The organism is bacterium, from assembly GCA_023228325.1.
Lineage (GTDB): Bacteria > Auribacterota > UBA6266 > UBA6266 > UBA6266 > UBA6266.
This window is the reverse complement of sequence record JALOBK010000001.1, coordinates 16922-29784: the sequence shown is the minus strand read 5'-3', so window position 1 is coordinate 29784 and position 12863 is coordinate 16922. Positions and strand designations below refer to the sequence as shown.

The 12863-nt window shown below is 42.1% G+C and carries 13 protein-coding genes; all 13 read left to right on the top strand.

Annotated elements, in window-relative coordinates; genetic code table 11:
* Positions 1-5 precede the first annotated feature (5 nt).
* Genes M0R36_00150 through M0R36_00090 form a run of 13 tightly spaced genes read left to right on the top strand, consistent with a single transcriptional unit; the run spans position 6 to position 12799 of the window.
* The gene (locus M0R36_00150; protein ID MCK9554223.1) at positions 6-1208 is read left to right on the top strand and encodes a tetratricopeptide repeat protein; all 1203 of its coding nucleotides are present in this window, start codon (positions 6-8) and stop codon (positions 1206-1208) included.
* Positions 1177-2280, top strand: coding sequence for a TRAM domain-containing protein (locus tag M0R36_00145; protein ID MCK9554222.1), 1104 nt, complete (start codon positions 1177-1179; stop codon positions 2278-2280). The genes M0R36_00150 and M0R36_00145 overlap by 32 nt, the downstream gene beginning before the upstream one ends.
* Entirely contained in the window at positions 2277-2963 is a 687-nt protein-coding gene (gene ispD, locus M0R36_00140; protein MCK9554221.1) for a 2-C-methyl-D-erythritol 4-phosphate cytidylyltransferase, read from the top strand. Before M0R36_00145 ends, ispD begins: the two co-directional genes overlap by 4 nt.
* A gap of 5 nt (positions 2964-2968) precedes the next feature.
* On the top strand, positions 2969-3460 hold the full coding sequence (gene ispF, locus M0R36_00135; GenBank protein MCK9554220.1) for a 2-C-methyl-D-erythritol 2,4-cyclodiphosphate synthase: 492 nt from the start codon (positions 2969-2971) through the stop codon (positions 3458-3460).
* A gap of 5 nt (positions 3461-3465) precedes the next feature.
* Positions 3466-4116 (top strand): serine O-acetyltransferase, encoded by a 651-nt coding sequence (cysE, locus tag M0R36_00130; protein ID MCK9554219.1) that lies wholly within the window; start codon positions 3466-3468, stop codon positions 4114-4116.
* Positions 4116-5513 (top strand): cysteine--tRNA ligase, encoded by a 1398-nt coding sequence (gene cysS, locus M0R36_00125; GenBank protein ID MCK9554218.1) that lies wholly within the window; start codon positions 4116-4118, stop codon positions 5511-5513. Before cysE ends, cysS begins: the two co-directional genes overlap by 1 nt.
* Complete coding sequence (gene tmk / locus M0R36_00120; GenBank protein MCK9554217.1) at positions 5510-6190, top strand: dTMP kinase; 681 nt, start codon at positions 5510-5512, stop codon at positions 6188-6190. The genes cysS and tmk overlap by 4 nt, the downstream gene beginning before the upstream one ends.
* On the top strand, positions 6180-7307 hold the full coding sequence (gene holB, locus M0R36_00115; GenBank protein MCK9554216.1) for a DNA polymerase III subunit delta': 1128 nt from the start codon (positions 6180-6182) through the stop codon (positions 7305-7307). Before tmk ends, holB begins: the two co-directional genes overlap by 11 nt.
* Positions 7308-8114: a stage 0 sporulation family protein gene (locus M0R36_00110; GenBank protein MCK9554215.1), complete on the top strand. Its 807-nt coding sequence runs from the start codon at positions 7308-7310 to the stop codon at positions 8112-8114. It begins immediately after the preceding gene.
* Positions 8115-8126: 12 nt separating this feature from the next.
* Entirely contained in the window at positions 8127-9656 is a 1530-nt protein-coding gene (gene metG, locus M0R36_00105; GenBank protein ID MCK9554214.1) for a methionine--tRNA ligase, read from the top strand.
* A 43-nt stretch (positions 9657-9699) separates the two neighbouring features.
* Positions 9700-11028, top strand: a complete 1329-nt coding sequence (locus tag M0R36_00100; protein MCK9554213.1) for a hypothetical protein — start codon at positions 9700-9702, stop codon at positions 11026-11028.
* Between the two features lie 3 nt (positions 11029-11031).
* Positions 11032-11820: a TatD family hydrolase gene (locus M0R36_00095; GenBank protein ID MCK9554212.1), complete on the top strand. Its 789-nt coding sequence runs from the start codon at positions 11032-11034 to the stop codon at positions 11818-11820.
* Between the two features lie 16 nt (positions 11821-11836).
* On the top strand, positions 11837-12799 hold the full coding sequence (locus M0R36_00090; protein ID MCK9554211.1) for an ROK family protein: 963 nt from the start codon (positions 11837-11839) through the stop codon (positions 12797-12799).
* Positions 12800-12863: the final 64 nt, after the last annotated feature.

Genomic DNA, 12863 nt, shown 5'->3' with positions numbered 1-12863 from the left:
AATATATGACGTTCAGGCATTTTATTCTTATATTCTTTCCAATAATAATTTTTATTATATGCCAGCCGGTTTCGGCAGATGTAATAAGGGTTGAGGGCGGAGCGGTTTTAAAAGGGGATATATCATATGCCGACAATGAAATGATCGAAATTAAAATGCCGTCGGGGGTTGTTGCCATAAAAAAAGATAAAATCATTTCGATTAAGCCCGCGGCGCTTGAAGAAATCGAAAATCTTCTGACGGACGCCGAGGTTGAAACCAGGCCTGAAGTCACGCTGGAAATGTGCGGAGAAGCGAGTAAAAAACTGGATGATTTTAAAAGGACCTATCCTGTTTATACTTCCGATATTACCAAATGGGCTGAGAAATTAACTTTGAAAGGAAGGTCAATAATCGCGCAGATAAAAGAAAGGGTCAAAAGCGAAAATCTTGTTTTATACGAGGGAAAGTATATAAGCAAAGACCTTAGGGATTTAATTGTCGGAGAGGAACAGGAAAGAGAGCAGAAAAAGGAAAGGAGAAAATCGGCGGTAGGTTATTTTGACGAAGCCAATGCCCTTGTATCCCAGAAGAAATATGATCAGGCTATCGAAAAATACAGGAAAGCGGTTGAAGAAATGCCGGATGCGATAGGGCCCCATTATAACCTGGCAAAAATATATGACGTTAAACAGGACTACAGGAACGCTATTAAAGAATATGAGAAAGTTGTGGAGATAGAGCCGAGTATTCTTGATGCTTATGTGGCAATGGGTGAAATATACAGGAAAATGAATTATGTGGGCCAGGGTATAGAGGTTCTGAAAAAAGCCGTTGAAATTAATCCCAGCCTTATTGAATCAAGATATAATCTTGCCATGTTTTATTTTAATATCAAGGACTATAATAATGCGATTCTGCAGTGCCATGAAATCGTTGATAATGACCCTGATTTTACTCCGGCGAGCATTTTGCTGGGCACGATATATTTCAATAAGAAGGCGTACGATAAAGCGGCGGAATCTTATGAAATGGTTCTTCAGAAAAATCCAGATTCCGAGGAAGTCCATCATCTGCTCGGGACCCTTTACAGGGCGCAGAAAAAATATTCCGCGGCCATTAAAGAATACAAGAAAGTCCTTGATCTTAATCCCGACAATAATGAAGCGAAAGATTCCATAGAGGAAATCAGGGTTCTTGAAAAAATTACAAATATTGCAGAGGATTGATTATATGACATTATGGATTATAAGGATCTGTTTTTGTGTTTTTTGCGCGGTGATCGGATGGGATTTCGTTCCGACTATATACGATGTCCCTTCCGTTGCCGGCGCGGCGGCCGGTTTTGGCGTAGGTATTATTGTCATCGGCATTGAATTGGGACTGAAACGTTTTTCTTTCAGGGGCGTTACTTCCGCCCTGATAGGATTTGTTCTGGGAGCGGTAGTCGCAGATCTTATAATTAAGATCCTGTTTATCCCTTTTACCCCCCTGGAAGCTTATCAGAAAATTATCATAACAGCGATATTCTGTTATATAGGGATGATGTTTGTTTACGGCGGAAGAGATGAATTACATATGATAGTTCCCTATGTGCGTTTTACAAGACAGTATAAGACAAGGCGGTTTGTTATTGTGGATACAAGTGTAATTATAGACGGGAGGGTGATAGATATTATTGAATCGGGATTTATCGATGATGTTCTTGTTATCCCCCGTTTTGTCCTTCGGGAACTGCAGTTGATAGCGGATTCTTCGGATGATTTGAAACGGCAGAGGGGCAGAAGAGGACTTGAGATGCTCAAAAAAATCCAGGATAATCCCAAGGTCGAAGTCAAGATAGATGACTCTGATTTTTCCGATATACAGGAAGTTGACCACAAGTTAATACGCCTCGCAAAGATCATGGATGCGAAAATACTGACAAACGATTATAATCTGAATAAAATCGCAGAGATAGAAAAAGTGAGTGTATTGAATATAAATGACCTGGCTAATTCGCTGAAGACTGTGGTTTTTCCCGGAGAAACGCTTAAAGTCCATGTAGTCAGGGAAGGTAAAGAAAAAAACCAGGGCATAGGTTATCTCGAAGACGGGACCATGGTCGTTGTAACTGACGGCAGAAAACTGATAGGCAAACGGATTGAAGTTGAGGTTACAAGCATTCTCCAGACGACGGCGGGCAAGATGATATTTTCAGAGGCGAGGAAATCCAGGCAGAACCATCAGCAGAACCACCAGCAAAACCATCAGCAGAACCATCAGCAGAACCATCAACAGTGGGAAAACCCAAGATTATGAACACTGCAATTATCGCGGGAGGAGGAACAGGCAGACGATTCGGCGGAAGTGAATGCAAACAGTTTGTTAAGATAAAAGGAAAGCCCCTGATATATTATTCCATCTGTCCGTTTCAGGAGAGTCCTTTCTTCGATGAAATTATAGTTGTTCTGCCTCCCGGGCATACGACTGCTTTTAAAAAAGATGTGTTGGATAAATTCCGTTTTGATAAAGTTGTTAAAGTGATCCCGGGGGGAAAAGAGAGGCAGGATTCTGTATTTAACGCCTTAAACAGCGTTTCCGGCAAGACCGAGCTCGTGGCGGTCCATGATGCGGCGAGGCCTTTTGTTACGGGTGAACTGATTGAAAAACTTGTTAAATCTATGGACGGCCATGACGGGGTAATCCCCGGCGTTAAAATTCTGCAGACTGTAAAACAGATAGACAAGGCGTCTTATGTCGTAACAACACTGGACAGGGATTTTATTGTTGAAATACAGACCCCCCAGGTGTTTAAATATCGGGTTTTGAAAAAAGCTTATGAACATATTATTAAAAACAGGATCAGGATTACCGATGATTCAGCCGCGGTTGAACTGGCAAAAGGTAAAATTAAAATAACAGAAGGGGATTACGCGAACAGAAAAATAACTTATAAAGAAGACTTGATTTGGATGGAAATTGCGATAGACAGGAGATTGTAACGATTATGATAAAAGTCGGTATCGGCCATGATGTTCATGCTTTTTCGCGCGACAGAAAACTGGTGATTGGCGGCGTTGATATCCCGTTTGAGATGGGTTTATCGGGACACTCCGATGCCGATGTCCTTACACATGCGATTTGTGATGCTTTGCTGGGAGCTTTGGGGGAAGGCGATATCGGTTTGAAGTTTCCCGATAACGACCCGAAATACAAAAACATCCGCAGTCTGGAATTACTGAAGAATGTATGCGGGGAAGTGGAGAGGATGAACTATAGAATTTACAATGTTGATTCCATAGTAGTTGCCCAGGCTCCGAAAATCCAGCCTTTTGTCCCTGAGATGAAAAAAACTCTGGCCGGTTGTCTTGGAATAGGCGAAAATTTTATCAATATCAAAGCGACGACCACGGAAGGGTTGGGGTTTGCCGGCAGAAAAGAAGGCATATCCGCATTTGCCGTAGCGCTGATAATGGAAAAAGATTTTTCAGGGAGGTAGGTTTTATGTTGAATATTATTAAGACGATTAAAGAGAGAGACCCCGCCGCAAGAAATGTATTTGAGATAGTCCTTACTTACTCCGGTTTTCATGCTGTTGTTTTTTACAGGTTTGCGCATTTTTTATATAAATTGAAGGTCCCCTTTATTCCGAGATTTATATCCCAGTTTGCAAAATTTATTACAGGTATTGAGATTCATCCCGGAGCGGAAATCAGCCGGGGATTCTTTATCGACCACGGGATGGGAGTTGTCATAGGAGAGACTGCGGTAATAGGCGAAAATTGCACCCTGTTTCAGGGTGTAACATTGGGCGGCACCGGAAAAGAACAGGGTAAGAGGCATCCGACATTAGGCAAAAACGTTGTAATAGGCGCCGGAGCGAAGGTCCTGGGGAATATAACCATCGGCGATAATTCTTATGTCGGAGCAAATGCCGTTGTTTTGAAAGATGTGCCTCCTGAATCCACTGTTGTCGGCATCCCCGGCACAGTTGTTAAGGAAAAAGGAAAAAAGGTGGCGGGCATTAATCTTGACCATATACATTTACCGGATCCTATAGCTGAAAGATTGTCGGCGCTTCAGAAAGAGATAGATCATATTGAAAAAGAGATAAAAGATTATAATAATTTTAAGATACGTAATAGCAATAAATAATGAATATTTTATTATATAATACTTTAAGTAGGTCCAAAGAGGTTTTTAAGCCTGTCAAAAATGCCGGAGCAGGTATTTATGCCTGCGGCCCCACTGTGTATAATTTTGCGCATATAGGAAATCTCAGGACTTATATTTTTGAGGACCTGCTTAAAAGGATGTTCATATATAATAAGTATAAAGTGAAGCATGTGATGAATATTACCGATGTGGGCCATCTGACTTCAGATGCCGATGACGGAGAAGATAAGATGCTTATAGGGGCAAAGAGAGAGGGCAAGAGCGTCTGGGACATAGCGAGATTTTACGAAAAAGCGTTTTTTGAAGATACGGGAAAGCTGAATATTATCAGTCCGGATATCAAATGCAGAGCGACGGAGCATATCCAGGACATGATAAATCTTATCAAAAGGATAGAGGAAAACGGATTTACATATATTGCCGGAGGCAACCTTTATTTTAACATTGAAAAGTTTGAGGATTACGGAAAATTGTCCGGATTGTCTTTGTCCGACCTTAAAGCCGGGGCGCGGGTTGAAGTGGATGAGAATAAAAAAAATCCGCATGATTTTGTCCTGTGGTTTACAAAATCGAAACACGGCGACCAGGATATGCAGTGGGAAAGCCCGTGGGGCAGAGGTTTCCCGGGGTGGCATATAGAGTGTTCCGCAATGAGCGTAAAATATTTGGGAGAATGTATTGATATCCATTGCGGCGGGATAGACCATATAAATGTCCATCATACGAACGAAATCGCGCAAAGTGAGGCGGCGACCGGGAAAAAGTGGGTTAATTTCTGGCTGCACGGCGAGTTTCTTATTATGGACAAGGGAAAAATGTCTAAATCCGCCGGGGAGTTTACAACGCTGAAGACTCTGACGGATAAGGGCTTTGACCCGCTTGACTTCAGGTATTTATGCCTCGGCGCCCATTACAGGACACAGCTGGCTTTCAGTTATGAAGCTCTTGAAAGCGCCAGAAACGGGTTGAAAAATTTAAGGAGAAAACTTGCTGAACTGGACGGTATGCCTGTTGCCGGGTCCGACAACCGCAAGAAAGAAAACTATAGGCAAAAATTCCTGTCTCTTATTAATGACGATTTAAATATTCCTCAGGCGCTTGCGCTTCTCTGGGACTTGATAAGGGATGAAACCGTATCGCCCGAAGACAGATTGAAACTGGTGTGCGAGTTCGACGAGGTTTTGGGGCTTGGTATCAGGGATAACCTGGCAAAAAGGCCTAATGTGCCTGAAGATGTGCATTTATTGCTGGATAAAAGAATGAAAGCAAGGGCAAATAAAGACTGGAAAGAGTCCGACCGCTTAAGGGAAGAAGTCTTTAAAAAAGGATTTAAAGTGGAAGATACTCCGGGCGGGCAGAAGGTATTTGAATTATGAAAAAAACAGGAAAATTTATTACCCTTGAAGGTCCTGAAGGAAGCGGGAAATCGACTCATCTGGATTTTCTGTATGATTATTTATCTGAAAAAGGATTCAATATCCTTTCTGTCAGGGATCCCGGCGGCACACAAGTCGGCGAAGAAATAAGAAAAATTCTGTTAAATCCCGGATTGAAGGGGATGTCGGATCTGACGGAGCTTCTGTTATTTGAGGCAAGCCGCGCCCAGCTGGTTTCGAAAAAGATCAAGCCGTTCCTCGAAGCGGGCCCGGATAACATTGTTATAAGTTCAAGATTTGCCGATGCCACTATGGTATATCAGGGATTTGTCAGGTCCAGGGAGTCGAAGAATATAAAACATATAGAGGAATTGAATAATATGGTCATGGATGGGATAACTCCCGATTTAACGATTCTTCTGGACATAGATCCCGCTGAAGGCATTAAAAGGGCAAGAGGAGTAAATAAAGAAACCCCGGCGGGAGAACTTGACAGGATCGAATCGGAAGATATTGAATTCCATGAGAATGTCAGGAAAGGGTATTTGAAATTATTAAAGCAGAATCCGGAAAGAATAAGGTTGGTTGACGCTTCCGAACCTGTAAACGCCGTAAGAAAAAAGATATTGAATCTTATTGAACAACTACTGGGACCCGTTAAAAAATATGTTCGCTGACAATGTTATCGGCCATAGACGCCAATGCGCGATATTATCCGACGCTGTCGATAAAGGAAGGATGGCAAGCGCTTATCTTTTTTCCGGAGCGGACGGATTGGGGAAAAAATTTATAGCCATCCAGCTGGCCAAGGCCCTGAACTGCCTATCCGCGCGCAGCGGCGGTCCGTGCGAAAAATGTGAGTCGTGCCGGAAAATCAATTCGGGCATCCATCCCGATCTGCTTGTTATTTCTCCTAAAGGGAAGGAAAGGATCATAAATGTCGCCATGATAGGCGACATGCTGCAGAGAGTAAGCAGAAAATCTTATGAGGGGCGGTATAAAATTATAATATTCGATGATGCGCACAGAATGAGAGAAAGCGCGTCCAGTAAATTATTAAAGACGCTGGAAGAGCCTCCTCCCGGGACAATCATGGTTCTTGTGACGTCGAGGCCCGATAAACTATTGCCCACGATAGTATCCAGATGCCAGGCAATAAATTTTTATTTATTGCCGGACAAAGAGATTGAGGATTTTTTGGTCAGGGTAAAAAAAGTGCCGTTTGAGGAAGCGAGGGTTATGGCTTCTTTTGCCGGAGGAAGAGTTTCCGAATCGCTCAAATTGCTGTCGGGTGAAACAGTCCGGAGGAGAAATGCGTATCTGAATTATCTCCAATCCGCAATAAAAGGGGATTTAGCCGGATTATTCAATATAGTTGACGGCATTGACAGGGAGTTCCGTGAATTGCTCGACAGAAACACGGAAGATATAAAAAAAGCAAAAGAAACGGATGGTTATGAAGACATAAAAGAGATAAAAGAACTTATTGAAGCGGAGGCTTTTTCATCCGTCCAGTATGAGAAAGAGGAAATGCTTCTGATATGGCAGATATGGTTCAGGGATATGTTGTTGATTAAGGAATGCGGGACCGCCGTTAATATCATGAACAAAGACGCAAAAGATGTCTTGCTGCGTTTTTCCGGCGAACACGAATTCGACGAGATACTAAACTGTATTAAGGCTGTTGAACATGCCAGAGATATGATAAGATTTAATATTAATTTTCAGCTGGTAATGGAAGAGCTTTTTCTTAACGTTGTTAAAAATATAGGCAGAAAAGGAGCATTGACATAAATGTATAAAGTTGTTCAGGTGAGATTACGGGAGTGCGGCAAACCTTATTATTTCCAGACGGGCGAACTTGATCTGAGAGCAGGCGATTATGTGATTTTTGATTTTGAAAGAGGAAAAGAGTTCGGGCTTGTGATATCTGAACCTGAGATTATCCTTGAGGATGACGTAGCTGAACCGTTAAAAAAAATACTGAGGAAGATTACTCCTCGTGATGAACAGCAGTTAAAATCAAATAGCAAAGAAGCAAAAAAGGCATTTGAAAAGTGCCAGGAAAAGATACTTGAACATAAGCTTGATATGAAGCTTGTCGATGTAGAATATTCTTTCGACAAAAGTAAGCTTATATTTTATTTTACAGCTGAAGGCAGGGTTGATTTCAGGGAGCTTGTCAAAGATCTTGCCTCTCTTTTCAAAACAAGGATTGAGCTCAGGCAGATAGGGGTGAGGGATGAAGCGAAGATGCTCGGTGGGATCGGGTGTTGCGGACGGACCCTTTGCTGCGCGACTTTTCTGAAAGATTTCGATACAATTAACATTAAAATGGCGAAAGAACAGAGACTGCCGCTGAATCCGAGTAAAATATCGGGTTTATGCGGCAGGCTGCTTTGCTGCTTAAAGTACGAAAATGAAGTCTATAAAGACCTGTCGAACGGGATTCCGAAAGAGGGTTCTCTTGTGTCGACAAAAGTCGGAACCGGCAAGGTAATAGATATTAACATACTGAAACAGATGGTATTTGTTGAATTTGAGGATAAGAGACAGGTGTGGTTTTCCATTAAAGATGTTAAAATCGCAAAAGAGGAATAAGGGAGATAAAGCTTGGGCAAATTCTATCTTACAACGGCGATTGATTATGTAAACGCTCCTCCTCATCTTGGCCATGCGTATGAAAAAGTTTGCGCGGATGTTATAAACAGGTATCAGAAAATGAAGGGCAGTGATACTTTTTTCTGCACCGGGGTAGACGAACACAGCCTTAATGTTTACCGGCAGGCTAAAGCAAAAAACATATCCCCCAAACAGTATTGCGACGGTATGGTCCCCGCTTTTAAACAGGCATGGGAAAGCCTTAATATTAAATATGACCGTTTTATACGCACAACGGATGATGACCATATACTGTCGGTTAAAAAACTTCTGCAGAAGATATATGATAACGGTGATATCTATAAGGATAAATATCAGGGATGGTACTGCGTGTCATGCGAAGCCTATCTTCAGGAATCGGATTTGGCAGAGGGGAAATGCCCCGTTCACAACAGAAAAGCCGAGTGGCTTGAAGAAGATAACTACTTTTTCCGCTTATCAAGATATTCCGGAAAAATCCTTGAACACATCAATGAGCATGCGGATTTCGTGACTCCCGAAATAAGAAAAAACGAGATCGTGAATATAATTAAATCGGGATTGCAGGATATAAGCATATCAAGGGCTTCGGAAGGATGGGGAATTGAACTGCCTTTTGATCCGGGTCAGACCATATATGTCTGGATAGACGCCTTGACAAATTATATATCCGCGGCCGGTTTTTCAGATGATGATTTGAAATTCGGGAATTTATGGCCGGCAGACCTGCATATTATAGGAAAAGACATAACAAGGTTTCATTGCATTATCTGGCCCGCGATGCTTTTGTCCGCGGGCATAAAGCTGCCCCTGCGGGTTTATGCCCACGGCTTTATGACGCTTGAGGGCAAAAAGATGAGTAAAACAGATAATAATTTTGTCGATCCGAAAAATATTGTGGAGACCGCAGGTTCCGACGCCGTCAGGTATTTTATTATAAGGGAGATGCCTTATGCCGATGATATGGATTTCAGCTGGGATAAATTCTGGCTAAGGTATAATACCCATTTGGCAAACGATCTCGGTAATCTATCCAGCAGGATATTATCAATGGCGGAAAAATACTGCAAAAATCTTATTCCTGCGTTTGGAAAAGAGCAGGATAAGGACAATGGATTTCAGAAGACAGCTTTTGAGATGACAGATGATTATCAAAGGTTTATGGATGACTGCCAATTGTCTTCCGCGCTTGCGAGCGCATGGGAATTGGTTGCCTTTGCAAATAAATATGTTGAGGTTAACCAGCCCTGGAAATTATATAAAACAGGACAGCAGGAGAGGCTGGACAGCGTGTTGAGAAATCTCCTTGAAGGGTTGAAACTCATATCGGTCCTGTTATATCCTTTTATTCCGGTCGCTTCTAAAAAAATACTGAGAAGTCTCGGCGTCGAAAAAGATATGGAAGATGGCTCTTTCCCCGAGACTAAGATGTGGGGATCTCTTCCCGAGGGAAGCAAAATCCATAAATCAGGCATATTATTTCCCAGAAAAGAAAAAGACTGATTATGATTTTTATTTTAATATTATTAAATCGGAGGTTTTTAAAATGAGAATGAATATAATCAAGGTCTCTTTAATGTTTGTTTTCATATGCAGCGTCACTTGTTCCGGCGGAGATGAGGTGATACTTAAGACCGGGGAGAAGATAGAGGGCATAATCCTGTTCGAATCTTCCAGGGATATCACCCTGGATACAATCCTCGGTGAAGTTACCCTGGATAATGAAAGGATTGAAGAGATAAACAGGTATTCTCAGAAGCAAAACGATCTTTTAAGAAGGATATGGGAGTTAAAAACAAAGGATCCGGCGGAAAAAGAAGGCGGAATAACCGCGCAAGAACAGCTTAGCCCCGATGAACTGCAGTTATTTGAGGAAACGCAGAAAGCCAGAGGTTTAATCAAATATAAGGATGGATGGTATACGAAAGCGGAATTAGAGCGGTTATTAAGCGACAAGAAGAAGGAAGCGGAGAAAAAGGAAACCGAAAAGGAACAGGGAAAAAAGTTTGAAAAAATATGCGCGACAGAAAAAGAACAGAAGAAAATGCAAAAAGATGCCGAAAAAGAATCCAAGGCTTTAAAATATGTCAGAAAAAAACAATGGGATCAGGAGAGAATCACTGAAAACTTTAATATATACTATAAGAAATACAGGATGAAAGACAACAGGATGGCGGCGCAGATATCCGGCAATCCTGATAATATCTACACTAAACTCTTAAAAGATATGGGGATTGACTGTTATGTCAACTGGCAGGTTAAGTGTGATGTTTTCCTCCTGGACAATGAATCAAGCTGGAGCCAGATCAAGACTATTGTCGGACCTTCCGACAGCACCTCGTTCGGTTTCAGTATTCCCAAAGAAAGAGAAATTTACATAGATCCGTGGGGAGATACGGGCCTGTCGGGCCTGCAGCAGACTTCCGACATACCTTTAATATTCGGCGCAGATATCCTGTTTAACTATTTTTTGGCGGAGCTTTTGTGGAAAGAATTCCTGCAGGACGAGGATGTGCCCCTGTGGTTGATAGCCGGGACAGCTTCGTATTATTCGGGGACAGGTATGTATAATTCCGAAAAAATGGAAAAAGATATAAAGTCAAAAAAATACCTGCCATTCAACCGTTTGATAAAAACGAAAAAATATCCGAAAAGCGAAAAGGATTTCGAAAGGTTTGTTTATGAAGCGGAAGTGCTGGCGCGTATTCTGGTGAATGCTTATGATGAAAACGGAAACCTTGCTTTTTGCCGGTTTGCCCGTATGATTGCGCAAGGGAAATCATTTAAGGATGCTTTCGAAGAAATATATAAGGATAAATTTGAGTCACTGGATGATCTGTCGAAAAAATGGTTTCAGTCTCTAAAGGGTAAATAGAGTTTGTCCAATAAATATTTTGATTCTCATGCGCATCTGGCTTCATTCGGCCCGCGGGAAAATATCCTGCGGGTGCTTAATTCTTCTTTTGAACAGGGTGTGTTTAAAATATTGAACATCTGTTCCGATAAAGAAGAACTTGAAAAAACGCTGAAGCTTGAAATACATAATATTGATTCGAGAGTAAAAATATATAATTCTTTCGGCCTTCACCCATACAGCGCTATGCAGATTAATGAGTTTTCCGTTAAAAGCATGGACAGGATATTCAGGGATAAAAGCTTTATTTGTGTAGGTGAGGTCGGACTGGATTATTACAGAAGCATTACCCCCGCGGAAAAACAGGTTGAGGTATTTTCTTTTTTCCTGGAGTACGCTTTATCCAGGAATATCGCGGTTTGTGTTCATTGCAGGGACGCTTACAGTGATGTTATCAGGATCATCGGTCAAAGATGCCCTAACGGGTCTAATATCATTATACATTGCTTCTCGGGCAGCAGAAGCGAGGCAATGCAGCTTGAAGATTTAGGCTGCAGGATTTCTTTTTGCGGGAATATTACATATCCCGGGTCGGGAAAAATAAGAGAAGCGGTATCGTCGCTTGATGTATCAACTATATTGGCAGAAACCGATTCCCCTTATCTGGCGCCGCAAAATAAAAGAGGAGAGAAAAATTATCCCGGGAATGTGGCGTATATTTGCGATTACATTGCAGATATAAGAAAAGAAGAGAGAGAAAGTTTTTCGCATAAGATTTACAAAAACACCGAGAATGCGCTGAATCTTAGATAAAAAATGGAGGTTTTTTATGTTTGCCGCCGGAATAGATATTGGTGGTACTTATACTAAAGTGGCGATTATATCTAAAAGAGGCAAAATCGCATCGCGGGCTTTGTTTGAAACTAAAAAGTTCGGCAGGTTTGATTTGTGGGTGGATAAGTCGCTGTCTGTCATAAATGCTTTGCTTGAAGCCGGGAATATAAAGAGAGGCGAATTTGCGGGTATAGGAATAGGCGCGCCGGGGCATATTGATTCGGTTCAGGGCGTAATTCATGCGCTTGTAAATATAAAAGGCTGGAATAATGTAAACCTGCTGGATGAATTCAAGATAAGAATCAAGGTCCCTGTTTTTGTGGATAATGATGCGAATATGATGGCGTTGGGCGAATATGCTTACGGCGCCGCCAGGGGAACAAGAAACGCCGTGTGTATTACATTGGGCACGGGTGTGGGAAGCGGCTTAATATTGGAGGGAAAATTGTACAGGGGCAGTTTTATGGCGGGGGGAGAATTGGGCCATATGCCTATAAACGTACACGGCCCGGCTTGCGCCTGCGGAGGAAAAGCATGTGTAGAAGCGTATGTCGGAAACAAGTATATTGTCAGGAGATTAATCCGGCTTTTTCATCAATATCCCGGCTCAGTGCTTGAGAAAAAGTTTAAGGGCAGATTTGGAGAAATAACACCCAAGGATATTGCGATAGCCGCAAATAAGAAAGACAAGCTTGCCATGAGAATATGGGATGATACGGGAGAATATCTCGGGGTGTGCCTTGCGGGTGTGGTTAACCTGCTTGACCCTGAAATAATCGTAATAGGAGGCGGGGTCGCAAAGGCGGGGAAATTGATCTTTAACCCCGTAAAAAAGACCGTAACACAGCGAGTGATGCAGGTATATCGCCACAGGATAAAGATTGTTCCCGCTTTGCTGGGTAATGACGGCGGGATCATGGGTTGCGCGTGGCAGGTTTTTGAAAAAGGCAAGGCATAGCCGAAGTTTTACATAATCGGTTTTTTGTTTTGTCCATAATGTTATAATCAAAATGAGGTTATTT